Source organism: Streptomyces minutiscleroticus (genome assembly GCF_014650875.1).
Taxonomy (GTDB): Bacteria; Actinomycetota; Actinomycetes; order Streptomycetales; family Streptomycetaceae; genus Streptomyces; species Streptomyces minutiscleroticus.
Window position 1 is genome coordinate 84,109 of sequence record NZ_BMVU01000030.1, and the last position, 26,077, is coordinate 110,185.

Consider the following 26,077-nt stretch of genomic DNA (forward strand, 5'->3'; position numbering starts at 1 on the left):
GGACGGCGACGGCCGGCCCGTGGGTCATGCGGCCCAGCGGTCGTCGAGCGCGCTCGACGACCGGTCCGCCGACCACCGCTCCGTCCACGACCGTGGCGGATTCACCCGCTTCGATGTCCGACGGGCCCGTACCGGCTCCTCGTCCGGTATGAAAGGTGGGCCCAGGAGCCGCCACGGGGTGATCCCGAGGAATCGGCCGCGTGACCCGGCGAAGGCGTCACCGCCCGGGTGCCCGGCCGCGCCTCCGCCGGCGGCCTGGACCGGAGAACCTGGGCCGGACCGCACCGGTGGCCGCCGATGGTTCGCTCCCTGGCGGCCACCGGTGCTCCCCGGCCCGAGCGGGACGGGGAGAGCGGTCAGTCGCAGCGGCCCGTGGGCCGGGTGCGGGTGACCACGTCGGTGGTGCCGGTCGTCGAGTCCAGCCACACCACCTGGCTGGACCCGACGGCCGCGGGATGCGTCTGGGCACCCCGGTTGCAGGAGACACGGCCCCTGTAGGTGCCCGGAGCGCCGGGCGTCCCGGCGGCCGCGAACTGGTGGAGCTTGGGGCCGGCCTCGTTGCTGAGGGGAGCGTCGGGCAGGCGGCTGAGGATCGTCGCGCTGTCCTCGGAGACCGTCAGGTCGTACGCGTACCGTGCGTCCGGCCCGTACTCGGGAAGGAGGTCCGCCGCCTCGGACCCGTCCAGTGCGGCTCGCCGCAGGGCCGTCGCACCGTCCGCCGGGTCCTCGTCGAGGAGCCAGAAGACGTGGGTGCCGTTGATGGCCGTCGGACCGAGGCCCGTCGTGTCGGGGTACTCCTGGATCACCGTGCTCTCACCGGTCACGACGTCGACGACGAGGATCCGCCACGCGTAGACGGCGCGTGCCCCCAGTGCCACCCGCCGCCACTCGCGGTAGGCGATCCTGCCGTCGCTGACCGACGGCGCGTAGGCCCGGCGGTAGGTTCCGCCGCCGAGCGTCGTGACGTCCGCCGGGTCCTTCAGGCTCAGATAGGCCACCGCCGAGCGCCCGCCCACGTTCGCGAAGCCGAAGGTCACGACGTCGCCGTCGACGCCGGTGACGCTTCCGCCGCTGCGGCCGGACCACAGTGTGCGCACGATGCCGCCCGTGAGCGACCTCGCCAGGATCTCGACGCCGGCGGAGCCGTAGGCCTGCCACACCACGGTCTTGCCGTCGGTGGCCGGATTGACGTGGTACCGGCCGTCGTTGGGGCTGATCAGCTTCGGCTGCCCCTTGCCGTCGGCCCGTCCGGCCCACACCGAGTACGGCTCCGAGCCGTCCTCGTTCGACCTGGAGGCCGTCCACCAGCCGCCGCCCGCGCCCAGTCCCGTACCGGTGGTGTTGATCCGGTCGAAGAGCGTCTCGGAGTCGGCGCCGAGGGCCAGCTCCCAGCCGGGCACGATGCCGTGCGCGGTGAAGGCGCCGCGCAGGACCTTCAGGCCGCTCCCCGCGACACCGAGGTCCCCGGCGGCGGCGAGGACGGCGGCCCGGCCCTCGGTGAAGCCGTCGAGCGGCGTGAGGTACTCGGTCAGCGCCTTGTACACGATCCTGTCGGTGAGGTCCGCGCCGAGTTCCTCGCGGGCGTCCCACAGGGCTCCGCCGAAGATGGTCGAGTTGAGGTGGACGCCGCCGTTGTCGTTGGCGAAGTCGAGGCCGAGGAAGGACTTGGCGGTGGTCCGTCCGTCGCCCAGGTCCCGCAGGGCGCACTCACGGGGGCCCTTCGTCCGGCACAGGCGCTCCCCGACCAGGCCGGAGTCCGGGCCGGTCACCGGGGTGCCGAGGACGTCCGCCTCGACGGCGTTGCCGAAGTAGTCGGCGACGGCCTCGTTCAGGGCGCCGGACTGGCCCGCGTAGACGAGGTTCGCCGAGTGCTCGACCACACCGTGCGTCATCTCGTGTCCGACCACGTCGAGGGCGGCGGAGAGCGGTCGGTACTCCTCGTCCCCGCTGCCGTACACCATCTTCCGGCCGTCCCAGAAGGCGTTCACGTACGGCTCCCCGAACTCGGTCACGCCGACCAGGGAGTCGATCCCCATCCCGCGGCCGTCGAGGCTGTCGCGGCCGTGCTTGTCCCGGAAGTAGTCGTAGACCTGCCCGGCGGCCCAGTGCGCGTCGACGGCTCCCGCCTCGGTGGCCTCGGCACCGAACTCGGGAGCGGGCGAGGCGAACTGCTCGATGCCCTCGGGCCACTGCCCGCTGACCTCGCCGACGTTCCTGCCGCGCGCGTCCCAGGTGGCCAGGGCCCGGGCGCCGTACTCGTCCGGTATGCGGGTACGGTCCCGCAGCAGGTACGACCCGCCCTCCTCGTCGCGGAACACGTCGAGAGCGACGGTCGTGCCGTCGAGCCGGACGCCGCTGCCCTTCTCGTCCCCGGCGGCCCGCACCCGTTGCCGGGCGGCGTCCGCCGCGGACCTGTCGGCTGCCCGGTCCGGTGCGCCGAACGTCTTGATACCGCTGTACGCGAGGACCGGGTAGCCGGCGTGGGCATCGACGTACACCTCTTGCAGCACGGGCTCGCCGGTGGCCGGGACGGTGCCGCGCACGGTGACGTGCCGGGTGAGGACGCCCGCGCCCGTGGGCAGGACCACGAGGCCGTGGTCGGTGCCCCGGAGCGGGGTCTCCTCCCCGCCCTCGCGCGGGGGCTTCGACAGCTGCCTGCCGGCGAGGTCGTCGAGGACGCCGTCGACGGCCCGTTCCACGGCGAGTTCCTCGTCGACCTCGGCCGTCGTCGTGGTGCTCAGGCCCGTGAAGTACCTGCCCGAGGTGCCGGTGACGATCCGCTCGCCGGCCTTTCTCTCCATGCGAACGACGTACTGGCCGCCCAGGACGGGCACGCCGCGGTGCCGCTGCTGCAGGCGCACGGTCTCACGGCCGCCCGAAGCGGTGGTGCCGACGGGCACGAGGTCGCGTCGCGCGTGCTCGATCCGGTACCGCTCCCGCTTGCCGTCCAGATGGGCACGGGCCGCTGCCGCCGCGCTGCCCGTGCCGGGAGCCCGCTCCCGGATCCCCTGCACCAGGGCCGGTGTCGCCGTCCGCTGCCCGGGGACCACCTCGCCCGGGGCGGGCGGTGGCGGCGCCCCCGTTCCCGCCGCGGCGCCGGCGGGTACCGCCGGAACGACGAGTGCGGCGACGCCCGTCAGCGCCACCGCACCCGATATCGCACTCAGTCGTGATCCGCGACCGCCTTTACGGCCTCTGCCTCTTCCGGAGTGACGCACGGTTCCAGACCCCCGATCGTCGACGGTGCCGGCGGCGCTGCGCCCCGGCAGGGGGTCATCGAAACCGTGATGTGCCGTCACATCAATGGGGCCGGAGACTCAGCGGTGACTTTCGGCCGGTCGCGGTACGGGGGAGTCCGCAGGGGGCCGACCGCCGACGGAACCGGTCCCGCCCTCGCCCGAGTGCGGGTACAGGAAGGGGCCGGCGCGGTGCGACGCCGTATCCGCCTCGCCCCGCGGACCGTGTGCCACGCCTCCATGACCGGTCACAGTCTGCCGAGGGCCTTGGCCGGTGCGGTGGCGGTGGCGGTGGACGCGATCACCTTGTCGTCGTGAGCGGTGTCGTCGAGGTTGCGACGGGTGAACACCGGCAGGACGATCGGCGCGTCCGCTCCCGGGGCCGGGTGAGCGCCAGGTCGTTGGCGGTGCCGTGGTCGCTCGCACCGCCGGTGCCGGTCTTGTCGCCGACCGTCCGGTCCTTCGGGAGTCCCGCCGTGATCCGGCCGCGGTGCGGCGCGGGTCCAGCACGGCCGGCCGTCGTTTCCTCCCGTCCGGCAGGCCCGGGCACCGGCCTCCCGCCGGTGGGCGGGAGGCGCGCGCCGGAACCGGACAACTCCTTTCGCAGGACCCTCGGCTCGTCAAGACGGTCCCACCGGGCCCGCGGTGCCGAAGGCCGCCCAAAAAAACGTGTCCACATGATCCGCTTCAGTGGCTAGATTGACGATCCATGAATCGGCGGCCGCTCAAGCTCCTGGTCGATGTATCGCTCATGCTGGTCGGCGCCCTGATGGGTATCGCGACGAACTACGCGACCGACGAATCGGATCATGTGCCGCTCGCTCTACGGCTGTTGCGGGAGTGGTCCGTGCCGCTGGTCGGCATCGCCCTGGTGCTGCTTGCAGGCGGGCAGATCCTGCTGCACTACCTCGACCGGCCGGTGCCGGCGCGCCGGGTGTGGGACTCCGCTCAGCCTCCCTTCCCGGGCCTCGAGGCCTTCACGGAGGAGGACGCGGCCGTCTTCTTCGGCCGGGACCGGGAGATCGCCGAGCTGGTGGAGCGGCTGCACCCGGCGGTGCCGGGCCGGGCGCGACGGTTCGTGACGGTGGTCGGTCCCTCGGGAAGCGGCAAGTCGTCGCTGGTGCGGGCCGGACTGCTGCCCGCGCTGGCGCGCAGACGCGGGCGGTGGACGGTAGCAGCCCCGTTCTCACCCGGCGCGAGCCCGGCCGGGACTCTGGAGCGGCACCTGTCCCGGCTTCCCGACGACCGGCCCGCGTTGGTCGTCATCGACCAGATGGAGGAGCTTCTCACCCTGGCCGGACCCGAGGAACGGGACACCTTCCTCGCCGCCGTACGCGACGCCCTGCGCCGCGACCCGCGGCTGTGGTTCGTGGCCACCTTGCGCTCGGACTTCCTCACCGAGTTCCTGGAATGCGGCTTCGCCCCATTGGTGCGCGAACCGACCGTGATCGGCGCACTCGGCCGGGACGAGCTGTACGAGGTCGTCGAGAAGCCCGCCGAACAGGCCGGGCTGACCTTCGCCCCGGGCCTCGTGGCCCGGATGGTCGACGACTGCGGAGGCGGTGACGCGCTTCCGCTGCTCGCCTACACCCTTCAGGAGCTGTACCTGCGCGCCGGAGGGGCGGGCGGGACGGTGAGCGAGGACATGTACCGCGCGCTCGGCGGCGTCGCCGGAGCCCTGTCCGAACGGGCCGACCGGATCGCCGCCGAACTCACGGGCGCACCCGTGATGGCCACCCTGCTGCGGTTCGTCACCGTCGACCGCGACGAGGCCACCCGCCGCCGGGTCCGCCGTGCCGACCTCACCCCGCAGGAACGGGAGGTCACCGACGCCTTCGTCGCCGGACGCCTTCTCACCGGCGACGGCGGCGTCCTGGACGTCGCCCACGAGGCGCTGTTCCGCCAGTGGGCGCCCCTGCGTCAGGCGGTCACCGCCCATACGCAGGAGCTGCGCCGCCGCACCGAACTGGAGCGCTGGGCCCAGGACTGGGAGCAGGCGGGACGGCCCGACTCCTACCTGCTGACCGGCGAGCGACTGGCCACCGCCCGTGCCTGGCAGGTGGAGGACGGCGGGGAACCGCTGATCACCGCGTTCGTGGAGCGGTCCGTCCGGGCGGACCGGGCGACGCGGGAACGTGTGGCGGACGCGGTGGCCGTCCGGGTGCTCGAGAGCGCCGACCGCGAGCCGGAGTCCGCGGTGCTGGCCGCGCTCGCGGCGGTGCAGGAGTGCGGGGCCGCACCGGGCGCGGTCCAGGCACTGCACACAGCCCTGGACACCTCCCGGCTGCGGGCGGTGCTGCGTGGCTTCGCACGCGGTGCCTCCGGGGCCGCCTGGTCGCCGGACGGGCAGCGGCTGGCCGTCTCCGGCGACGACGGCACCGTACGGGTGTGGCACTCCGGCAGCGGCGCCCCGCCGGTCGTGCTCGCCGGGGAGGGCGCCTGGATGCTCGGGGTGGCCTGGTCCCCCGACGGGCGCAGGCTCGCAGCCGGCTGCCGGGACACCACCGTCCGCGTCTGGTCCACCCACACCTGGACCGAACTGGCCGTCCTGCACCACGCGGCGGCGACCGGCGAGCGCGAGGAGGGGGTCGGCGCGGTGGCCTGGTCACCGGACGGCACCCGAATCGCCTCGGCCGGCAGCGACTGCGCCGTACGCGTCTGGGACGCCGCCTCGTACACCGGGACCGCGGTGCTGCGCGGGCACGAGCGCATGGTGTGGAGCGTGACGTGGTCACCCGACGGAACACGCGTGGCCAGCGGCGGAGAGGACGGCACGATACGGGTCTGGGACGTGAACGCCGAAGCCGCCGTCCGAAGACTCGCCGGCCACCAGGGCAACATCGAGTCCGTCCGGTGGTCCCCGGACGGCCGCCTTCTCGCCTCGGCCTCCGGCGACCGGACCGTACGGCTGTGGAACACCGGCAGCTGGGACGTCGAGCGGACGCTGCGGGGCCCGGATGTCATCAACTGCCTGGCCTGGTCGCCGGACGGCACGCGCCTCGCCGGGGGCGACGCGGACCGTACGGCTTGCGTCTGGAACCTCGGCGGCACCGGAAGCGAGCTCCGGCTCACCGGCCACACCGACACCGTCTACGGCATCGCCTGGTCACCCGACGGTGAACGGCTGGCCACGGCCTCCCGCGACCGCACCGCGGCCGTGTGGGACGTCAGCGAGCGCACGGACCTCTTCACCGACCCCGACGGCCCGGTCCTGCGCGTCGCATGGTCGCCCGACGGCACCCGCACAGCCGCCGTCTGCCGGAACGGCACCGTGCGCATCCGGTCCACCGCCACCGGCCGCGTAACGGGCGAGCGGCACGGGGGTGAGGCGTCCGACGTGGCCTGGTCCCCCGACGGCACCCGTCTGGTCACCGCCCTGCGTGACGGGACGGCCGTCGTGTGGCCGACGGACGGCGGCGACGATGACGACCTGACGTTGACCGGGCACACCGAGGAACTGTCCGACGTCGCCTGGTCGCCCGACGGCACCCGCATAGCCACCGCCTCCCGCGACGGCACGGCCCGCGTCTGGGACGCGGCCACCGGTGCGGTCCTCCACGTCCTGCGCGGCCACGACGACTGGGTCGCCGGAGTGGCCTGGTCACCGGACGGCGGCCGTCTCGCCACGTCCAGCACGGACCGCACCGCCGTCGTCTGGGACGCCACCGACGGCACCGTCCTGACCACCCTGCACGGCCATCTGGACTACGTCTGGAAGATCCACTGGTCGCCCGACGGCCGCCGACTCGCCACCGCCTCCCGCGACCGGACGGTCCGCCTGTGGGATCCCTGCGACGGCGCCGGACTCGCCACCATGACCGGCCACGAGGACCGGGTCCAGGACGTGGCCTGGTCGCCCGACGGAACGCGTGTCGCGTCCGTCTCCCGGGACCGCACGGTACGGCTGTGGGACCCGGACTCCGCCGCCCACGTCGCCGTCCTCGGGATCCACGGCGACTGGGTGAACGGTCTCGCCTGGCACCCGGACGGCTCACGGCTGGCGACCGCCTCCCACGACCGGACCGTACGCGTCTGGACCCTGGCCGGCCACGACGTCGACGCCTTGGTGCGCCGGGCCCGCACACGATTCTCCCGCGAGCTCGGCGCCGACGAGCGACGCGCCTTCCTGCTGCCGGACAGAGGGTGACGCCCGCCCCGGGCCCCGCATCGGCCTGAATGGTCCTGCGCGACCTGCGCCGACGCGAACACACCGGCGCAGCGCGCATGCCGCGACTGATCCCTGCGTCGTTCTGCGGGATGCGGTGAGCCCGGCCGCTTCCGGCTGCTCTTCGGCACCCCCGCCGCCCTGTTGCGGTGCCCCCGCCCATCACGCGGTGAGGGCCTGCTCCAGGGTGGGGTAGCAGTCGAAGACGACGTCCAGGCCGCTGAAGCGGACGGCCCGTTCCACGGCCGGCCGCAGGCCGGCCAGGCGCAGCCAGCCGCTTCTGCTCCGGGTGGCGCGGTAGGCGGCGAGCAGGGCGTTGATGCCGCTGGAGTCCGTGAAGGACACCCCGGCCAGGTCGACCACCAGGCGCGGGACGCCCCGGGCGGTGGCGGTGGTGAGGGCCTGGCGCAGGCGGGGAGCGGTGTAGAGGTCGATCTCGCCGTGCAGGTGCAGGACGGTGACCTGCTCGGTGCCGGTAGTGGTGGTGGCGGTGCGTATGACGGCGAGCTGGCTCAGGTCGGCCGCGCCGTGGAAGTCGGTCACAGATGCCTCTGCAAAAAGACGGCGGCGGAACGCATCCGCGCTTCCTACTGGGGATCCGGTCATCGACCGTAGGCCCGGCACGGCCGCATGGCCTACCCACCCACCTCGTCCGGAACCGCCCTGCGGCCACGGCCACGGCGTGGAGTGCCGTGCCACCGCCGCGCCCCCTCACCGAGCGGGTGCGGACGGGCCCGGCAGGCGCGACCGGCTGTGTCGTTCTGCGGATTCGGTCGCCGATGGCGTGCCGTCCTACTCGTCGCTGATCAGCAGCAGTGCCTTGCCCGCGATGGTGCGTGCGGCCAGGGCGCGGTGGGCTTCGGCGGCCTGCTCCAGCGGGTAGGTGGCGCCGATCACCGGGCGCAGGCGCCCCTGGGCGGCGTGTGCCAGTGCCAGGTCCAGCAGTTCCCGGACGGTCCTCTGGTCCGGCGGGCCGTCCATGAGGGGCATGAGCAGCCGGATGCCCCGGTGCGCGGCCGACTCGCCGTCCGGGGCGGTGAAGCCGTCGGCGGTGCCGTAGGTGACGAACCGTCCGCCGTCCGCGAGGGCGTCCAGGGTGGCCGCGCCGAGCGCCCCGCCCGCGCCGTCGTACACGAGCGCGGCGCCGCCGCCGGTCACCTCGCGCACCCGCTCGATCCAGTCCGCTCGCGTGTAGTCGACGACGGCCTCGGCGCCCAGCTCGCGGGCCAGGTTCAGCTTGGCCTCGCTGGAGGCGGCGGCCACCACCCGGGCTCCGGCGTCAGCGGCCAGTTGCACCAGCAGTGTTCCCGCCCCGCCGGCCGCCGCCGAGACGAGCACCCACTCCCCCTTCTGCGGCGCGCCGAGCCGGTCCAGGCGGAGCGCGGTCACACCGTCGTGCACCAGGGCAGCCGCCGTCGTCGTGGCCAGTCCGTCGGGGATCGGCATGATCTCTTCCTCGCCCGCGACGACCCGCTCGGCGTAACCGGTGCCGGTCCGCACGGTCACGCGCCGGCCCACCCAGGCCGGGTCCACTCCGTCACCGACCGCCAGCACCGCTCCCGCTCCGCCGCCGCCCGGCACGTACGGCAGCGTCCGCGGAAAGAAGTCCTGGCCCCAGCCACTGCGCAGCAGGGTGTCCAGGAAGATGACGTCGGCCGCGGCCATGCCGACGACGACCTGCCCGGGTCCGGGCACCGGGTCGGGCAGGTCCACCAGGGCCAGTACCTCCGGAGCGCCGAACGAGGCCACCTGGATCGCACGCATGAGCAGCACCTTTCTCGGGGGACGGCGTCCCGCCGAGTCTCCGACCTCAAGTCCGGTCGAGGTCAAGGCGCTCCACTGCGGGTCACCCGTACGTCCCCGGCCGCGGAAGCGCGACGGGCGTCCCGCCGAGAGCCCCGAGTGCCGTCAGGCCAAGGCGACATGCGTAAAGCCGGTCAGCAGGCGCCTCCCCGGTCATCGACAGGCGCCTCCCGAAGGTGTCCGTACAGCCAGGGCATCCGCTGGACGAATGCCCAGCGCCGTGACGGCCTGGTGGGCCGCCACCGCTCAGCCGGGAGCGTCATGCGTGCGCGCCTGGCCGGATCGGTCCGTAGCAGGCGCCCGCCGCCCCGGTGACCAGCGCCCAGTAGCGGTCGCCGAACGACCAGTGCCACCACTCCGTGGGGTAGTTCACCAGGCCCACGGCCGTCAGCACATGTCCCAGGATCTCCCGACGGGTGCGCGCCTGCGCGCTGATCCCGGCGGCGCCGGTGTAGCAGGCGCCGGCACTCTCCTCCGGAGACGCGTTCATCGGCGTGCCCAGATCCAGCTCACGGCCGTCCGCATCGACGAGTGTCAGGTCCACCGCCGCTCCCGCGCTGTGCGGCGCGATCTCCGGCGGCGACACATAACGGCTGGCCGCCGACCGGATCCGCTCGTCGGTCCATGCGGGCTGCTCGGCCCGCAGGCCGGTCGCGTACTCCTCGAAGTAGCGCCGCTGCAGCCCTGGAGGGCGATAGCCCTCGACCACCAGGAGCCCCAGGCCCGCCGGTAAGAGCGCCTGCGCCCGGAGCAGACGTTCCAGCACGCCTTCTCGCAGGTGGAAGTAGGCGTCCGAGTCGTTCTGCTTCCGCGTGTCCACGAGGAGCGGTCCCTTACGGAGGTCGGCCAGCGGCTCGCCGCACTCGTGTACGGGGACGGCTGCCACCCGTGGATCCGACATCAAGATGATCTCGTTCATCCCGCGATGATCTCCGAGGGCGGGCGACGACCACAACGGCGCGCGATCGCACGGCGAACGTTCCTGGCCGAAGCGGTACGGGCAGGAGTCACCGCGACCTTCATTATCGTCCTGTTGACGAGAATGGAGATCACGCTTATCGTCTTCTGGACGAGAAGGGGGTATCTCCATGGCCGACATCACCCGGCGCCCCGGCTGGCGCCACCTGCGCGCCACGCCCACGGCCCACATCCGCCACCACCGCCGCGGAAAGCTCGTACACGACGGGCAAGGGCTCAGTTTCTGGTTCCGGCCCCTGAGCGCCGCACTCTCCGAAGTGCCGGTCGGGGACCGGGAACTGACCATGGCCTTCCACGCCCGGACCGCCGACTACCAGGACGTGTCGGTACAGGCGACGGTCACCTACCGGGTCGGCGATCCCGCACTCGCCGCCGCTCGCCTGGACTTCTCCATCGACCCCGACACCGGGACCTGGCGCGGGGCCCCGCTGGAGCAACTGGGCACGCTGCTCACCGAGACGGCACAGCAGCACGCGCTGGACGTACTGGCCCGCACGCCGCTGTCCGACGTACTGACCGACGGCGTCGCCGCGGTCCGCGACCGGATCGCCGCGGGCCTCGGTGCCGAACCGCGGCTGCCGGCCACCGGGATCGAGGTGGTGGCCGTACGGGTCATGGCGGTGCGTCCCGAAGCGGAGGTGGAACGCGCGCTGCGCACGCCCGCCCGGGAGCGGATCCAGCAGGACGCCGACCGGGCGACGTACGAGCGGCGGGCCGTCGCCGTCGAACGGGAGCGGGCCATCGCCGAGAACGAGCTGGCCAGCCAGATCGAACTCGCGCGGCGCGAGGAGCAGTTGGTGGAACAGCGCGGGGCGAACGCGCGCCGCGAGGCGGAGGAGGCCGCGGCGGCGGGCAGGGTACGCACGCGGGCCGAGGCGGAACGCACGGTCGCGCTCGCCGAGGCCGAGGCCGCCCGTTCCGTCACGCTCGCCCGTGCGGAGGCGCAGGCGGCGCGCGAGGTCGGCGGGGCACGGGCCGAGGCCCAGGCGGCCTGGCTGCGCGTCCACGCCGAGGTCGACGTGGCGACCCTGCACGCGCTCACCGGCACACGGCTGGCGGAGAACCTCCCCCGCATCGACAGTGTGACCGTCTCGCCGGACGTGCTGACCGGCCTGCTGGCCAGACTCGGCGGGGAGCGGGGATGAGTCTCGCCCCGCGGGCCGTCCTGGTCCACCGCGCCACGGAGTACGAGGAACTGGTGGCCCGGCACGGCAGCCACGGGCAGGCCGCCTTCTTCCTCTCCTCCCGGGGCCAGGACCTTCACGAGGTCGCCGAACGCCATCACCGCGCGCACCGGACCCTGGCCGAGGTGGCGGCCGCGGTCCCGCTGGCGTGGCGGCAGGCCCGGGTGGAGCGGACCGACCTGGACCGCTTCCTGTTCGCCCCGCAGGACGTCGTGGTCGTGGTGGGACAGGACGGGCTGGTGGCCAACACGGCCAAGTACCTCGCCGGGCAGCCGGTGATCGGCTTCGACACCGATCCGGGACGCAATCCCGGCGTGCTGGTACGGCACCGCGCCGCCGACGCGGCGACGCTGCTGCGCAGCGCGTCCACCGCCCGGGCGGACGAACTCACCATGGTCGAGGCCGTCGCCGACGACACCCAGCGGCTGGTCGCGCTCAACGAGATCTACCTGGGCGCCGCCGGCCACCAGACGGCCAGATACCGCCTGGGGCTCGACGGCGACCGTGGTGCCGTCGAGCCCCAGGCCTCCTCCGGGGTGCTGGTGGGCACGGGCACCGGTGCCACCGGCTGGCTCCGATCGGTGTGGCAGGAGCGGAACAGCACCCTGAGTCTGCCCCGCCCCACGGAGGACCGTCTGCTCTGGTTCGTCCGCGAGGCGTGGCCGTCACCGGCCACCGGCACGTCCCTGGTGGCCGGCGAACTCTCCGCCGCCGGACGCCTGTGCCTCACCGTCGAGTCCGAACGGCTCGTCGCCTTCGGGGACGGTGTGGAGGCCGACGCCCTGGAACTGGTGCGGGGGCAGACGGTCCGGGTGGGCAGGTGCGAGGAACGGCTGCGGCTGGTGCGGTGACGGGTCGTCCTGCGGGACGCGGGCCATGATGCCGAAGCGGCCGGGGTGCGCCTCGCACGCCTCCGGGGCGCCGTCGGTGCGGTTGCCCTCCCCGGACGGCGGGAGGATCGGCGCGCGGTCGACGCCGGCCTCGCCCATGAGCTCGCGGGCCTCTTCGCAGGAGAAGGGGTCCTCGCGGTGGCCGTTGAGGCGGATCAGCTCCCGGGCTCCCGGGACCCAGGGGCGGTCCGGGCTCTCTTCCGGATGCGGATCTGCGTGTCGACGACGGACATGTCCCGGCTCTTCCTGTCGGAACGGACGGTGGTGACGGGGGGTGGTGGTGAGGGGTGGTGCGGAGTGGACGCCAGGCGTCAGGTGTCGAGGACGGCGGTGACGATGTGCTCGGCGATCGCCATGGAGGCCGTGGCGGCCGGCGAGGGCGCGTTGCGCACGGCGGTGATCCGGCCGACCCGGTGGATGCGGAAGTCGTCCACGAGGGTGCCGTCCCGGTCCAGGGCCTGGGCGCGGACGCCCGCGCCGCCGCGCACCACGTCCTCGGCACCGACGCCCGGGACGTACCGCCCGGCGTCCTTCATGAAGGCCGCCGCGGAGAGGGAGCCGCGGTACTCCTTGATCCCGGTGCGCCAGTGCCGGGCCGCCATCCTCCAGGAGCCGGGGTAGGCGGCGAGCCCGAGCAGGTCCCGCGGGGAGATCCTCCCGAGCCGGTAGCCCTCCCTGGCCAGGGCCAGGACGGCGTTGGGCCCGACCTCCACCGACCCGTCGACACGCGGGGTGAAGTGCACGCCGAGGAAGGGGTAGCGCGGGTCCGGCACCGGGTAGACCAGGCCGCGGACGAGGTGGGTGCGGTCCGGCTTGAGCAGCATGTACTCACCGCGGAACGGGATGATCCTCGGTTCCCGCCCGTCCTGGGCCAGCCTGGCGACGGAGTCGGCCTGGAGGCCCGCGCACAGGATCAGCCGGTCCACCCTCACGCTCACCCATCCTTCGGCCGGGGGGACCCCCGGCCGCCCCGAGGCGACCTCGATGCCGCCGGGTACGTCGGTGATGCCGGTGACCGGGAAGCCGAGCCTCACCTCGCCGCCCGAGTCGGTGATGTCCTTGGCGAACTCCCGGGCGATCGCCGGGTAGTCGGTGATCGCGGTGCGCGGGGAGTGCAGGGCCGCGATGCCGCCCGCGTGCGGTTCGAGCTCCCTGATCTCGTCCTTGCAGATCTTCCTCAGGTCGGGCACGTGGTTGTTCTTCGCCCGCTGGTAGAGGTTCTCCATGCGGCCCAGCTCGTCCTCGCGGACGGCGACGACCAGTTTGCCGATCTCCTGGTAGGGCAGTGCGCGGTCCCGGCAGTACGCGCGCAGCAGTGACACGCCGCGCACGCACAGGTCGGCCTTGAGGCTGCCCGGCGTGTAGTAGATGCCGGCGTGCACGACGCCGGAGTTGTGGCCGGTCTGGTGCAGCGCGACCTGCCGCTCCTTCTCGAACACCACGACCCGGGTGCCCGGGCGGCGCAGCGCGATCTCCCGGCCGGTGGCCAGGCCCACGATGCCGGCCCCGACGATGCCGATCGTCTCGTCAGCCATCGGCATCCTCCTTTCCGTCCCTTGCAGCTTTCCCACCGTCGGGCGCCGAAGCGGACGGCGACCGTCTTGGGGCGGACGGAGAAGCACAGGACCTCCTCGCTCTGCCCCCTGCAGGCCGAGCCGGAGCCGTGGAACCCGCCGAAGGGCAGGTGGACGTCCCGGCCGGTGGTGGTGCCGACCTCGGCCCGACCGCACTCGGTCTCGTCGGCGAAGCGGTACGCGGAGCCGAGGCCGCGGACGGGGACGGCGGTGGCGGGTCCGGAGGCGGAGTCGTCGACGGCGGCCACGGCGACGGTGAAGCCGTCCACGGCGCGCAGGGCGAGCACCGGGCCGAAGGTCTCTCCGCGCCGGACCGCCGTCTCGGGGGTGACGTCGCCGAGCACGGTGGGCCGCACGTAGCAGCCGTGCGCGCGCTCCCCCTCGGTGCCGGCGCGGCCACCGGTGAGGACGGTGGCGCCCTGCTCGACGGCCCGGTCGATGTCGGCCGGGACGCTGTCGCGCTGCCGGGAACTGGACAGCGGGCACGGGGTGGTGGCCGGATCCGTGCCCGGGCCGGCCTTCAGGACCTCGGCCTCGGCGACCGGCAGCCGGGCCTGCCCGCCGGGCCGCAGCGCCCCGTGGATCGCCCGATGAGCGGTGCGGCCCGGGTACCGGCATACGATCCTCCGGCCGCTGGACACAGCGGAAGGGGCCCGGCTGTCGCCGGGCCCCTCCGCGTCGGCAGCGGGGACAGGATGTGAACCTGCGGCCTCCGGGTCATGAGCCCAGCGGGCCACCGAGCCGCTCCACCCCGCGTCGGTACACCCGCTCCGGACAACGCAGCGGCCCGCCGGGGTGTGGTCGTTTCAGCCGCGCACGATGTTCTCGGCCTGGGGCCCCTTCTGGCCCTGGGTCACATCGAAGGTGACGGGCTCTCCCTCCACCAGTTCCCGGTAGCCGTTGCCGGAGATGTTGGAGTAGTGGGCGAAGACGTCCGGTCCGCCGCCGTCCTGGGCGATGAAGCCGAAGCCCTTTTCGGCGTTGAACCACTTCACGGTGCCGCTGGCCATACTGCCTGTCCTTCGATATCGCCGGAAGTTCCCGGCTGGGTGATGGGTGGGCCCCTCCCTGATCGGAAGGCGCCCGGTGACTGTCCTACCCCGTCGGGGCGGGGTTATCCGACGGGTGTGCCCGGGTGGCGGATGCCGGCGCGGTGCGGTCGCGCACGCCCTGTCGTCATTACGCGGTCATCGCTGTGCGTGGCAAGGCTACTGGCCCCTGGCGGCTTCCTTGAGTACGGAACCGGCCGAGGCCTCGCCGAAACCGGCCGGTATCTGCAGCGGTCCGCCGCCCCGCGCGCTACGTGCTGGGAACAGGCGGCTGAACCGCACGCTCAGCACCACAGCGGTCGAGTCGGTCCAGTCGGCGCGGACGCCGCCTGGCGACGGCTCGACGCGGCCGCCACCGACGACGAACCGCCGGCGGACCCGCTCGACCGATCACGGGACCGGACCCGGGCACTGAAGCTCGAAGAACGTCTCTCACCAGCTGGAACGGTGAAGACGACCGCGCGAGGACCCCGGCGCCATCGGCCACAGCCGGCGCGCACGGAGCCTCGCCGTCCGTTCAGAAGAGCGCCTGGCCCTCGCCGCCGGTGTCCGCGATGACGGGCCGGAACCGGGTGGGGAGGCCGTCCAGGCGGTCGGGCCCGGCCTCGGCCGCCACGGCGGGGGCGGTCTCGGCCAGCCAGGTGCGAAACCGCTCGGCGGCCTCGCGGTAGGGAACTTCCGCCAGGACACGGTGCTCGCCGGAGGGGCACAGGTCGACGGCGACCGTGAGCAGGCAGGAGGCGGGCGCCTGGTAACCACCGGTCCAGGACACGCGCAGCGCGCCGCAGGGTCTGCGGCCGCGGGAGCTGTGGGGGTCGCGGTGGGTGGGGCGCAGTGACCGGCAGGCTGTGTGGGCGGTCCATGCGGCGAGGTGGGGCAGGGGCAGGGTGGTGCGGGTGCGGCAGCCGGGGCAGCGGTGCCAGTGGCGGAGCCAGTCGGCGGCGTGGGTGCGGAAGAGCCGTGTGTAGTGGTCGGCCACGCGGACGGTGTCGGGGTAAAGGTGGTCGGGTCGCTCCTGTGTGTTGCAGGAGTGGCAGACGGGGGCGCGGACGTAGCCGTGTTCGTGGCAGTGGTCGAGTACGGCGGCGGGCGCGGTGCGGCAGACCGCGCACGTCCACCCGGCCACCTTGCGCGCGGTGCCGGGCTTCCTGCTGAGTACCGAGTACAGCTGTCCCTTGAACTCCTCGTTGTACGGGCGCCGCGGGGCGGTGGGGCTCGCCGTCCGCCGGGTGCCGGCGGATCGGGCCGGCCCGTGCGGGGAGGGCGGCTCGGCGGCGGTGGCGCCCGCCCGGCCGGTCCGCGCGGCCCGCAGCCACCGTGTCTCGGCGTGCTCGGCCACATCCAGCAGCCTGACCACGGTGCGCGGCAGCCACCATGTCCGCTGCGTCCCCTCACGGGCCCTCTCCACGAGGATCTGCCGCCAGTCGATCCCCGCCAGATGGTACGGCCGGCCGTCTTCACACCGTCCTGCCCGCTCCGGCTCCTCCACCTCCTCCGGCTCCTGCAGCCGGCGGGCGATGCGCCGGCGCCAACGCAGCGACGTCGGCTCGTCGTGCTCCTGCTTCGGGCCGTCACGGAACGGACCGACGCGGACCAGGTCCCTTGGGTCCATCTCCACCGCGTTCAGCTCCGCAGCCGCCCGGCGCACCTCGGCCTCAGCGACGCCCCACTGACCGCCGTCTCCCTCCACCGTCGCCACCACACGGCTGCCGAGCAGGACGTAACCCGCCCGGGCACGGGCAGGGCAGGAGGTGAACGCCGCACGAGCCGTCGGCACGGCGCCGCCGGCCGTCAAGTCGGCCCACAGCACGTCCGCAGCGCCCAGAGGGATCAGGCCGCCCCTACGGCCCGGCACGACACGCTCCGACATACCGACAGGCTAACGGCCGGCCCCCGGCACCGTCCGCGCCGCCCCCGCACCCGTGGCCTCGACGCCCCCACGCGATCGCGGCACCGCACCGGCACTGCCGGCCGGGACCGGGTTCGACGCCGCCGCCCGCCGGCAGGGGCCCGCCGACCTGAGCGCTCATGCGTTCTCCCGTGACCTGGGCGCGGCTCGAAGCAGCCGGTCTCGGGGAAGGCGCCATTGGTCTTCACCTGGCAGTTGGACTTCTGCACGAATGCGGTGACGCAGGCGTCGCTGCGGACGCGGAGGCCGATCAGGGCGCCCTCGGGTCTGACGTAGTGGTCGGTCTCGAAGCGCGGGTCCATCGCCCGCACGGTGAGTGTCCCGCCGCGCCGCTCGCCCCCGGGCCCGGACCGTTCCTCCTGGTGACCGAGCTTGAGCAGCGCGGCGCGTACGCTCTTCGGCTCCCATGTCCCGGCTTCCCAGAGCCGCTTGAGGACCGGCTCGATGCGCTCGGCCTCCTTCTGCGCCCTCTTCGCACCGGCGGAGGACATCTCGCCCGGGAGGCGGAAGCCGTTGTTCTCGCGGTAGTGCGGGGCGCCGTCACCGGCTCCGGGCTCCGCATGGGGCGAGGCGGCGGAGGCACCGGGGCTGGACGGCGGACCGGCCGATCCGGTCGTCGACGGCCCCGTGACCCGCTGTCGGCCACAGGCGGTCGAGGAGAGAACGGTGCTCAGGAAGAGAACGGCCACCGCACTGTGCCGGCGCCGCCGCAACGTGGATATCGCCATGGTGCCGACTCCCCCACGACGGCGGGACGTTCGCTCCGGCCGGCCGTCCGCTCCCCGTCATGCCGGTTTCGCCCGGAAGCGCGCCACCGCGTCGTTGTTCGCGCACCGCACCGAGCAGTACGCGCGCCGCCCGGCGCGGGAGGTGTCGACGTAGGCGGTGTCGCAGCCCGCGCGGGCGCAGCGGCCCAGACGGTGGGGGCCGGCGGAGCAGACGACGTAGGCGAGGGCGGCGGCGGTGGATGCCTTCACGTGGACCACCGTGTCCTGGTCCTCCGGGCCGTAGTGCAGGTGCGGGGTGCCGTCGTGCAGGGAGATGCGCGGGGTGGTGGAGGCGGTGGCGAGCAGGGCGTTGACGTGAGCGCAGCGCTCCTCGAGCGCGAGGCCGTCGAGCGGACGGCCTCCCGAGGCGCCGAAGCAGCGCGCCAGTCCCTGCTCCGCCCAGCGGCGCAGTTCTCGCACCCCGGCCGCGTCCGGTGCCGGGCGCAGCACTCCGTGCGCCCGCAGGACCGGTACGAGATCGGCGTCGGGGAGGGCGTTGACCAATCCTGCCGCGAGCCGGGCCGCCTCGCCTCCGTAATGGTTGAACTGCACAAGGCCATGACAGCACGCTGCTGTCCATGTGTACAGACACAGGTGCGAGCCGGGCCCGGGATCCCGAGGCGGCCGGAGTTCCACGGCCCGAAGGGGTCACGGTCCCGGACCCCCGCGCGCCCGGCGCCCAGGGCTCCCGCGCCCCCGACGCCCTTCTCCCCCGTCCGCCGGGGGCTCTGGCCCGTCTCGCCCCCCTCCTCGTCCTGGCCCAGATGTGCAGCCTCCAGCTCGGCGCCGCCGTCGCGAAGACCACGTACGAGCGGGTCGATCCGGTGGTGGTGGCGGGGATGCGGCTCGGTTTCGCGGCGCTCTTCCTCGCGCTGCTGGTACGACCCCGGCTGCGGGCGCTGAGCCGGGCGCAGTGGCTCGGGGCGGCGGCGCTGGGGCTGGTGTTCGCGGGGAACAACCTGACGTTCTTCCTCGCCCTCGGCCGTCTCCCCCTCGGTGTGGCGGCGACCGTGGAACTGCTCGGCCCGCTGCTGCTGGCGGTCGCCCTCTCGCGCCGTCCCGCCCAGCTGGCGGCCGGGCTGCTCGCGGTGTGCGGAGTGCTGCTGCTCGGCGCCCCGGGCGGTGACCTGCCGCTCGCCGGGCTCGGCTTCGCCTTGGCCGCGGCCGGCTGCCGCACGGCCTACGTGCTGCTGAGCAAGCGGGTGGGGCGTCTCTTCACGGACTTCACGGGCCTGTCGGTGGCGTTGCTCGTGGGGGCCTGCGTGCTGGTGCCGGTCGCCGCCGTGCACGGCGGCGCCGCGGTGGCCGCCTCCCCCTCGGTGCTGCTGCCGGGCGGTGCGGTCGCGGTGCTCTCCTCGCTCGTGCCCTACGCGCTGGACATGGCCGTGCTGCGGCGGATCGACTCGCGGGCCTTCGGAGTGCTGCTCGCGCTGACCCCGGCCGTGGGAGCGCTGGTCGGACTCGTCTTCCTGCACGAGCCGCTGGGACGGCGGGAAGCAGCCGCGATCACACTGGTGGTGGCGGCGACGGTGTGGTCCTCGCAGGCCGCCTCCTCCCGCCGGCCCTGACCACCTGTACGGGGATCCCGAACACCACGCGAGCCGGCACGAGATCACGCTCGTCCACCAGGACGCGGCCACCAGCGGCACCCGGTTCTCCGGAGGCGGGCCCGGGGCCGGTCCTGGCGCCTCGGGCCCGCCCCACTCGCCCCGCAAAGCGGTGACCGCCTCGCCGGACCGCCGTGCGCCCGACCTCGTGAACGGGGCTGTCCAGGGGACTCCCGAGCTGTCATCACACCAGCCACCGTAAAAACGTCTCGTCCGTGACCAGCAGATGCGGGACAACGCTGTGGGGCTGCCGGCAAACCACCCGATGGCTTTAGGGTCCAGGACTGCGGTCAATGCCCTGCCCGCCCATATGGTGTTCTGCGGCGGCCCCTTATTCCTTCGGCATCACCTGCCGACGGTGACTGGAGGCGCTCGCGTTGCGGCGGGAATCCGAAAGAAACTGCCCCTGAGACGTGCACCGCGTCGCTGTCGGACCGTTCGAAGACGGCTTACGGCAGGAACGAAGACCGCAACCGAAGGACCGCAATCCAAAAGCCGCAATCGAAAGGCCGAAACCAAAGTGCGGCCGAGGAGGCGGCCGCTTCCTGTCGCCTTCGCGCAGTTCTGCGGCGCGGCGGGCGATCGGCCAGATCCTGCGACGACATAATTTCCTGGTGCGCAACGGATACCGGCGTTCCCGAACAGAACCCTTACGGTTTCATCTCTTCACACGAAATGCGCGAGCGGGCTTCTTGGATGCCATCTGCCACCGCGGCTCCGCAACACGGCTGCGGAACGTCGCACACCGTCTGAGGGTCCTCCACCCTCCTCGATCCGAAGCGACACCCGCGTACCGACACGACACGGTTCGCCTTCGCGTCTGTCCTGCCCCTCCCTCGTGAGGACCCTGTGATCCCACCCCTGTCGCTCCTGCCCTCCGGCACTCTCCACCGCGACGTGATGGCGTCGATCGTTGTCTTCCTGGTCGCCGTGCCCTTGTGCGTCGGGATCGCCGTCGCCTCCGATGTGCCGGCCGAGCTGGGCCTGGTCACCGGCATCGTCGGCGGTCTCGTCGTCGGTGTGCTGCCCGGGAGCTCACTGCAGGTCAGCGGTCCGGCAGCAGGCCTGACCGTCCTTGTGTACGAGGCGGTCCACACGCACGGGCCGGCCGTGCTCGGAGTGGTCGTCCTGTCCGCCGGCATCCTTCAGGTGGCGCTGAGCGCCATGCGCTGCGGGCGTTGGTTCCGGGCGATCTCGGTCACCGTGGTGCAGGGCATGCTCGCGGGAATCGGTCTGGTCCTGATCTTCGGCCAGGCATACACGCTGGCGGATTCGGCGGCTCCCAGTGGAGGGCTGGAGAAAATCGGCGGCCTTCCGCGGCTGGTGGCGGACATCGTCTCCGGCGGAGCGGCCCGGTCGGCGTTCGCGGTGGGAACGGGGACGGTCCTGGTGCTGGTGCTGTGGAAGCGGATGACCGGGCGGTTCTCGCGGATGCTGCCCGCGCCGCTCGCAGCCGTGGCGTTGGCGACCGCCGCCGTGGCGGTGTCCGGCCTGCCCGTGGCGACCGTGGAAGTACGAGGCGTGATCGAATCGGTTCAGCCGCCGGGCCTCGGTGACTTCTTCCTCCTGGGTGAAGTGGCCGTTCTCGGCACCGTGGCGGCCTTCGCCCTGATCGCCTCCGCCGAATCGCTGTTCAGCGCCGCAGCGGTGGACCGGATGCACGACGGGCCGCACACCGACTACAACAAGGAGCTGATGGCCCAGGGCGCGGGCAACGCCGTGTGCGGGATGTTCGGCGCGCTGCCGATGACGGCGGTGATCGTGCGCAGCACCGCCAACGTGCAGGCCGGCGCCTGCACCAAGCTTTCGCGCGTGCTGCACGGCGTGTGGCTGCTCCTGTTCGCCGCCCTGCTTCCCGCCACGCTCGGCATCATCCCTGTGGCGGCACTCGCGGGTGTCCTGGTCCATGCGGGCGCGAAACTGCTCCCGGTCAGGCAACTGGGGCCGCTGTGGCGTGAATACCGCGGTGAGGCCGTGATTCTGATCGTGACCTCGCTCGCCGTCGTGGTGACGAACATGTTCGAGGGGGTTCTGCTCGGCTTGCTGCTGGCCGTGGTGAAGACGGCCTGGGAGACGTCCGCCGTCCACGTGGTCGTCGACGACGGCGCCTCCCCGCGCATCGGTGTCCGCATGACCGGCAGCGCCACCTTCCTGCGGCTGCCGGAGATCCTCGACCCCCTGGAGGCCCTGCCGCACGACCGGCCGATCGAGCTCGACCTGTCGGGGCTGCAGCATCTTGATCACGCCTGCCGCACCGCCCTGACCGGCTGGGCGCAGCAGCACAACGAAGCAGGCGTCGAACCCGTACGGGTGCGGATACCGCCCTCGGCGTCCGCGTAGGGCCCTGGAGTCCTCCCCCAGCGCGCAGGTGACCGCTGAGCACAGCGCCGTCCGGCGTCCCACGCCGCGCCGCGGCACGGACCGCGTTCTCCGACACGATCGGCCGTGACCTGCCGCCGGGGTCCCGGCTCACGGCGGCGGCGTGCCGCGTCGCCGTGAGCCGGTCACGACGGCCGTCGGCGGGGATCCGCGCGGCCGCACGCGGCGGCCGCGCGTACCGGTGCGGGTTCCCCCTGGTCATCCGGCCGAAGGGCTGGGGGTCGGCGAGGAGGTGTTGACGTCCAGGTCGGGGCGGGCGGTGAGGGCGACGACCGGGGCACCCGGCTGCGGCGGCGGTGGGGTGAGCTGGTCCTTGGGAAGCTTCGGCGGGGTGGACTGCTGGAAGTTGACCTGCTCGAAGTTGATCACGCCGGTCTTCTCCAGCACGGTGATGTGGTCCAGGACGGTGTCGTTGGCCAGGTCGGCGAGCTGTCGCACCAGGGTGTTCTTGGTGGTGGCGCGGATCTTGGCGATGGCGGGGAAGATCTGGCCGTGGGTGACGCGCATGATGTTGGCGGCGGTGGTGTCGAACTGCCTGCCGGACTCGGCCGCCGACGTCTGCACGAACTGCTCCTGTTGCGGGGTCGCCTGGTTGGGCAGGGTGATGCCCAGTTCGGGGGCGATCTGCCGGCACATGGCGTCCAGGCCCGCGTGCCCCACGATCAGATGCTTCCCCGCCTCCTTCATCTGCGGTGTCGACCCCTTCTTCATCGCCAGCTCGCCCAGCGGGTACTCCCACAGCCCTGCGGAGCGCACCTTGACGACGAAGTCGCGGTCGGCCTCCGTGAGCGGTCCGTAGCGCGTGTTCGCGATGACACGGTCCGGGGAGCCGGACGTGTTCTGGACACCGAGCATGGCGGGATAGGCGAGGGCGCTGAGGGTCAGGATCAGCGCACCGACAACGAAGGCGGTTCCTACCTTGTTGCGTGAGATGGACATAGTGCCTCCGTACGCGGGTTCCGGGTATCCGGAGATACGGATGCGACGGGTGGACCGATCATGACGGCGAGCAAAATTTGCGCATTCTCCGCGTGAGATGAGTCACATGAACGGTGTGCCATGACGGTCCGCCGGAGCGCGAGAGTGCCGGAACGAGCGAACCGGGCGCGAGGAGGCCCGGCGGGACACCGTCCCGCTGCTGTTCGTGCTGTGGTGGGACGACGAAGGCGACCCCGGGCAGCGGACCCTGGACCGGTGCGACGTCTTCGGCACCAAGGAGAAGACGCTGCGGGCCGATCTGGGCGGGTACGCCGGTACCGCACCGTCTCGCCCTCCACCTGCTCGCCGACACCCTCTGCTCATCGGCACCCTCCAGTGCGGACGGGCGGACGGGCGGACGGGCGGACGGGGACGGGCAGCGGCGGGACTTGGCCTTGTGCCGGGCCGCCGACCTGTAGTCGGCTGGTTCTCATGAAGGGCATGCGGACCCTGCGGGTGCGGAGCGGTGCCACCCTGACAGCCGCTCTGGTCGCGGGCTTCGTCCACGCGGGCGCACCGGTTCCGGGTACGGAGGCCGCCGGAACCGGCGTGACCGGTCCGCCCTCGGCCGGCGCGTCCCCGCGACCGGGCGTCGACCTCGACACGGTGACGATCCCGGAGCTGCAGGCGCGGATGGCGGACGGTTCACTGACCTCGTCCGCGCTGACCGCCGCCTACCTGCGGCGGATCAGGACCGTCGACCCGAAGATCAACGCGGTGCTGGGCACCGACCCGACGGCCCTGCGTCAGGCGGCCGCCGGCGACGCCAGGCGCCGGCACGGCGACACCCGCGGTCCGCTCGACGGCATACCCGTCCTGGTCAAGGACAACGTGAACACCCGCGGCCTGCTCACCACGGCCGGGTCGCTGGCGCTGGCCGGCAGCCCGCCGGACAGCGACGCCGCCCTGGTGACCCGGTTACGGGACGCGGGAGCGGTGATCCTCGGCAAGACCAACATGACCGAGTGGGCGGACTTCCGCGCGGACAAGTCGACATCGGGGTGGTCCGCGGTGGGTGGGCAGACCGACAACCCCTACGTACTGGACCGGAATCCGTGCGGGTCCTCCTCCGGTTCGGCCGTCGCGGTCGCCGCGTCGCTGGCACAGGTGGCGATCGGTACGGAGACGGACGGCTCCATCGTGTGCCCGGCCGGGATGAACGGGGTGGTCGGCCACAAGCCCAGCCTCGGCCTCGTCAGCGCGGCCGGAGTGGTCCCGATCTCCGCCGAGCAGGACACCGCGGGGCCCATGGCACGCAACGTGACCGACGCCGCGCTCACCCTCTCGGTGCTCGGCGACCGCGCCGGCCCGCGCACCGCCGGCCCGTACTCCGGGTCCCTGCGCGGCACACGCATCGGCCTGTGGCGGCTGCCCCCGCTCGGAGCACGGACGGACGCCTTGATGACCCGTACCGCGCAGAAACTGCGTGCCGCGGGAGCCGAGGTCGTCGAGGTGGCACTCCCGTACCAGAAGCGGATCGAGGAACTCGAAGGCCCCGCGCTGCTGAGCGAGTTCCACCGGGACATCGACGCCTACCTCGCCACCCGCGACGGGCCGCGCGATCTCGCCGAGCTGATCGCGTTCAACCGGAGTCACCCGGCGGAGCGGACCTGCTTCGCCGGCCAGGAGGTGTTCGAACAGGCCCTCGCCGCGCCTCCCACCACCGATCCGGGACACCGGGCCGCGCGAGCCGAACTGAACGACCTCGCCCGGCGTTCGATCGACGAGACCATGGCCTCCCATCGGCTGGACGCCATCGCCTCGCCGACGAACCCGCCCGCCTGGACCACCGACTGCGCGCGGGGCGACGCCGACTCCGACCTCGCATCGTCCTCCACCCCCGCGGCCGTGGCCGGGTACCCGTCGTTGTCGGTACCCGCCGGGTTCGTGCACGGGCTGCCCGTGGGCCTGACCCTCATGGCCGGTGACCGCGAGGACGCGAAGCTGCTGTCGCTGGGGGCCGCGGTGGAGCACCGTCTTCGCGCCTGGCGAGCGCCGCGCTACCTGCCGTCGGTGGGGCCCGACGCCTTGCGGTGAACGGTCCGGCGCCGGCGGCCGGGCCCGTGAGGGGGCTCAGGTGGAGGTCTCCCACAGAAAGCGGGTGCCGAGTCCGGCGACGTCAAGGGCCAGCTCGGCGTACATCGCGTCGGCCCAGGAGAACCAGGGGCGGGTGAACCGGTGCGGGTCGTCCTTGTGGAAGGACTCGTGCATGGCCCCGGTGCCCGCGTCGGTGTCGGTCAGTGTGCGCAGGACGCCGAGCCGCTCCGCGGCGTCGTTGCTGGTCAGGCCCTGGACGGCGAGGGCGATCGGCCAGATGTGCCCCTCGGGGGTGTGGGGGCTTCCCACCCCCTCGGCCGCACTTCCGCGGTACCAGGTCGGATTGGCCGGGGAGAGGACGAACCTCCGTGTCGCGAGGTACCGGGGATCGGTGAGGGAGACGTTCGCGACCAGTGGCAGCGACAGGAGACTGGGCATGTTGGCGTCGTCCATCAGGAGCGCGTTGCCGAGCCCGTCCACTTCGTAGGCGTAGACCGGGCCGAAGTCGGGGTGGCGTACCGTTCCGTGCCGCACGGCCGCCTCGCGCAGTTCCGCCGCCAGCCGGGCGGCGTCCTCGGCGAGTTCCGCGTCGTGGAGGTGCCGTGCCAGTTCGGCGGTGCCGTCCAGAGCGGCGGCGGCGCACAGGTTCGCGGGCACGTTGTATCCGTACGCGCACGCGTCGTCGCTGGGTCTGAACCCGCTCCAGGTCATCCCGGTCCGGGCGACGGGCGTGCCCCGTCCCCCGTTCGGCAGGGTGTCGCTCCGCGGACCGTTCGCGCGCACGAAGCGGTACGCGGAGAGGCGCTCGTGGTCCTGTTCGGTGCGCCATACCGAGATGACGGTGCGGGCCGTGCGGGCCGCCTCGGCGAGGTGGTCGGTCCGTCCGGTGGCCCGCCAGAAGCGGTGGGCCAGCAGGAGCGGGAAGGCGAGGGAGTCGACCTCGTACTTCTCCTCCCACACCCAGGGGTCGTCGCACAGGTCGTCCGGGTCGTGGGCCCGGCCGGAGGGCTCGGCGTTGAACGCGTTGGCGTACGGGTTGTGCCGGATCTGCCGGAACTGGCGCGTCAGCACGGCGGTCACGAGGTCCTGCAGGGCCGTGTCGTCCCGCATGAGGGCCAGGTAGGGCATCATCTGCGTCGTCGAGTCGCGCAGCCACATGGCCGGGATGTCGCCCGTCACCACGAAGGCGGTGCCGTCGGGCATCGGGCGGATGGTGCGGGCCAGGGTGTCGTCCAGGCAGCGCACCAGTGTCCGCCCGAACCGCGGGTCCCCGAGGCCGTCCAGGTGCCGGACCGCGCGCTGGACGACCGGGTTGTCCTCGACACCGGTGGGGAACTGCTGCATCGTCAGCCTTTCGTCGGCCGGCCTGCGGGCCTCGTGGGTGCCCTCCTCGTGTGCCGTGGGAGGGCCGGGGCGAGGACGGCAGGAGGGTGGGGTGGCGGGCGAGTCCGGGGCGCCGCTCCCACCGGCGGCCGCCGGTGGGAGAGGCGCCCCCGGGTACCGACTACGCGGGGGCCGGCG

The 26,077-nt window shown here is 73.2% G+C and carries 16 protein-coding genes, 1 tRNA gene and 1 pseudogene; 6 read left to right on the forward strand and 12 right to left on the reverse strand.

Translation table 11 applies throughout. The features are described 5' to 3' along the window. Positions 1 to 356 precede the first annotated feature (356 nt). Positions 357 to 3,146 carry a M4 family metallopeptidase gene (locus IE271_RS25730; protein WP_190192804.1) on the reverse strand — a complete coding sequence of 930 codons (2,790 nt, stop codon included), beginning with the start codon at positions 3,144 to 3,146 and terminating at the stop codon, positions 357 to 359. Positions 3,147 to 3,945: 799 nt separating this feature from the next. On the opposite strand from IE271_RS25730, the gene IE271_RS25735 reads away from it, so the two are divergent. Further along, positions 3,946 to 7,383 carry an NACHT and WD repeat domain-containing protein gene (locus tag IE271_RS25735; RefSeq protein WP_190192805.1) on the forward strand — a complete coding sequence of 1,146 codons (3,438 nt, stop codon included), beginning with the start codon at positions 3,946 to 3,948 and terminating at the stop codon, positions 7,381 to 7,383. Positions 7,384 to 7,563: 180 nt separating this feature from the next. Here IE271_RS25735 and IE271_RS25740 read toward each other — a convergent pair whose 3' ends face one another. From IE271_RS25740 to IE271_RS25750, 3 genes are all read right to left on the reverse strand, one after another. After that, a complete protein-coding gene (locus IE271_RS25740) occupies positions 7,564 to 7,944 on the reverse strand; it encodes an STAS domain-containing protein (RefSeq protein WP_229919564.1) in 381 nt (126 codons plus the stop codon). A 249-nt stretch (positions 7,945 to 8,193) separates the two neighbouring features. Next, positions 8,194 to 9,165, reverse strand: coding sequence for a zinc-binding dehydrogenase (locus IE271_RS25745; RefSeq protein WP_190192807.1), 972 nt, complete (start codon positions 9,163 to 9,165; stop codon positions 8,194 to 8,196). Between the two features lie 298 nt (positions 9,166 to 9,463). Next, on the reverse strand, positions 9,464 to 10,123 hold the full coding sequence (locus IE271_RS25750; RefSeq protein ID WP_190192808.1) for a M15 family metallopeptidase: 660 nt from the start codon (positions 10,121 to 10,123) through the stop codon (positions 9,464 to 9,466). 169 nt (positions 10,124 to 10,292) lie between these two features. Between IE271_RS25750 and IE271_RS25755 the strand changes: the two genes are divergently transcribed. Both IE271_RS25755 and IE271_RS25760 read left to right on the forward strand, forming a co-directional pair. After that, positions 10,293 to 11,327, forward strand: coding sequence for an SPFH domain-containing protein (locus IE271_RS25755; RefSeq protein ID WP_190192809.1), 1,035 nt, complete (start codon positions 10,293 to 10,295; stop codon positions 11,325 to 11,327). After that, positions 11,324 to 12,217 (forward strand): ferredoxin reductase domain-containing protein, encoded by an 894-nt coding sequence (locus IE271_RS25760; RefSeq protein ID WP_190192810.1) that lies wholly within the window; start codon positions 11,324 to 11,326, stop codon positions 12,215 to 12,217. The genes IE271_RS25755 and IE271_RS25760 overlap by 4 nt, the downstream gene beginning before the upstream one ends. Before the next feature lie 350 nt (positions 12,218 to 12,567). Here the strand turns inward: IE271_RS25760 and lhgD are convergent, their stop codons facing one another. From lhgD to IE271_RS25790, 6 genes and pseudogenes are all read right to left on the reverse strand, one after another. Beyond that, positions 12,568 to 13,791: an L-2-hydroxyglutarate dehydrogenase gene (gene lhgD, locus IE271_RS25765; protein WP_190192811.1), complete on the reverse strand. Its 1,224-nt coding sequence runs from the start codon at positions 13,789 to 13,791 to the stop codon at positions 12,568 to 12,570. Positions 13,792 to 13,862: 71 nt separating this feature from the next. Beyond that, positions 13,863 to 14,471 (reverse strand): annotated as a pseudogene (locus tag IE271_RS25770) (aldehyde dehydrogenase family protein); the annotation flags it as partial. Positions 14,472 to 14,512: 41 nt separating this feature from the next. Then, positions 14,513 to 14,586 (reverse strand) — tRNA-Met (locus IE271_RS25775). 50 nt (positions 14,587 to 14,636) lie between these two features. Then, positions 14,637 to 14,840 carry a cold-shock protein gene (locus tag IE271_RS25780; RefSeq protein ID WP_190192812.1) on the reverse strand — a complete coding sequence of 68 codons (204 nt, stop codon included), beginning with the start codon at positions 14,838 to 14,840 and terminating at the stop codon, positions 14,637 to 14,639. A 556-nt stretch (positions 14,841 to 15,396) separates the two neighbouring features. Next, entirely contained in the window at positions 15,397 to 16,749 is a 1,353-nt protein-coding gene (locus IE271_RS25785; protein WP_190192813.1) for an endonuclease domain-containing protein, read from the reverse strand. A gap of 824 nt (positions 16,750 to 17,573) precedes the next feature. Further along, on the reverse strand, positions 17,574 to 18,107 hold the full coding sequence (locus tag IE271_RS25790) for a CGNR zinc finger domain-containing protein (RefSeq protein ID WP_190192814.1): 534 nt from the start codon (positions 18,105 to 18,107) through the stop codon (positions 17,574 to 17,576). A gap of 26 nt (positions 18,108 to 18,133) precedes the next feature. Here IE271_RS25790 and IE271_RS25795 point away from each other — a divergent pair, with 26 nt between their 5' ends. Both IE271_RS25795 and IE271_RS25800 read left to right on the forward strand, forming a co-directional pair. Then, on the forward strand, positions 18,134 to 19,123 hold the full coding sequence (locus IE271_RS25795; protein ID WP_190192815.1) for an EamA family transporter: 990 nt from the start codon (positions 18,134 to 18,136) through the stop codon (positions 19,121 to 19,123). Between the two features lie 888 nt (positions 19,124 to 20,011). Further along, positions 20,012 to 21,502 carry a SulP family inorganic anion transporter gene (locus tag IE271_RS25800; protein ID WP_268256221.1) on the forward strand — a complete coding sequence of 497 codons (1,491 nt, stop codon included), beginning with the start codon at positions 20,012 to 20,014 and terminating at the stop codon, positions 21,500 to 21,502. Positions 21,503 to 21,739: 237 nt separating this feature from the next. On the opposite strand, the gene IE271_RS25805 is transcribed toward IE271_RS25800, so the two are convergent. After that, positions 21,740 to 22,480, reverse strand: coding sequence for a DUF4142 domain-containing protein (locus tag IE271_RS25805; RefSeq protein WP_190192816.1), 741 nt, complete (start codon positions 22,478 to 22,480; stop codon positions 21,740 to 21,742). A gap of 471 nt (positions 22,481 to 22,951) precedes the next feature. Here IE271_RS25805 and IE271_RS25810 point away from each other — a divergent pair, with 471 nt between their 5' ends. Then, positions 22,952 to 24,556: an amidase family protein gene (locus IE271_RS25810; RefSeq protein WP_373308833.1), complete on the forward strand. Its 1,605-nt coding sequence runs from the start codon at positions 22,952 to 22,954 to the stop codon at positions 24,554 to 24,556. Positions 24,557 to 24,592: 36 nt separating this feature from the next. Here the strand turns inward: IE271_RS25810 and IE271_RS25815 are convergent, their stop codons facing one another. After that, the gene (locus IE271_RS25815) at positions 24,593 to 25,900 is read right to left on the reverse strand and encodes a glycoside hydrolase family 125 protein (RefSeq protein WP_190192817.1); all 1,308 of its coding nucleotides are present in this window, start codon (positions 25,898 to 25,900) and stop codon (positions 24,593 to 24,595) included. Positions 25,901 to 26,077: the final 177 nt, after the last annotated feature.

Coding starts and splice junctions, on each gene's coding strand:
- IE271_RS25735 (WP_190192805.1), top strand. CDS start 3,946: ATGAATCGGCGGCCGCTCAAGCTCCTGGTCGATGTATCGCTCATGCTG.
- IE271_RS25745 (WP_190192807.1), bottom strand. CDS start 9,165: ATGCGTGCGATCCAGGTGGCCTCGTTCGGCGCTCCGGAGGTACTGGCC.
- IE271_RS25750 (WP_190192808.1), bottom strand. CDS start 10,123: ATGAACGAGATCATCTTGATGTCGGATCCACGGGTGGCAGCCGTCCCC.
- IE271_RS25755 (WP_190192809.1), top strand. CDS start 10,293: ATGGCCGACATCACCCGGCGCCCCGGCTGGCGCCACCTGCGCGCCACG.
- IE271_RS25760 (WP_190192810.1), top strand. CDS start 11,324: ATGAGTCTCGCCCCGCGGGCCGTCCTGGTCCACCGCGCCACGGAGTAC.
- lhgD (WP_190192811.1), bottom strand. CDS start 13,791: ATGGCTGACGAGACGATCGGCATCGTCGGGGCCGGCATCGTGGGCCTG.
- IE271_RS25780 (WP_190192812.1), bottom strand. CDS start 14,840: ATGGCCAGCGGCACCGTGAAGTGGTTCAACGCCGAAAAGGGCTTCGGC.
- IE271_RS25785 (WP_190192813.1), bottom strand. CDS start 16,749: ATGTCGGAGCGTGTCGTGCCGGGCCGTAGGGGCGGCCTGATCCCTCTG.
- IE271_RS25795 (WP_190192815.1), top strand. CDS start 18,134: ATGTGTACAGACACAGGTGCGAGCCGGGCCCGGGATCCCGAGGCGGCC.
- IE271_RS25805 (WP_190192816.1), bottom strand. CDS start 22,480: ATGTCCATCTCACGCAACAAGGTAGGAACCGCCTTCGTTGTCGGTGCG.
- IE271_RS25810 (WP_373308833.1), top strand. CDS start 22,952: ATGAAGGGCATGCGGACCCTGCGGGTGCGGAGCGGTGCCACCCTGACA.
- IE271_RS25815 (WP_190192817.1), bottom strand. CDS start 25,900: ATGCAGCAGTTCCCCACCGGTGTCGAGGACAACCCGGTCGTCCAGCGC.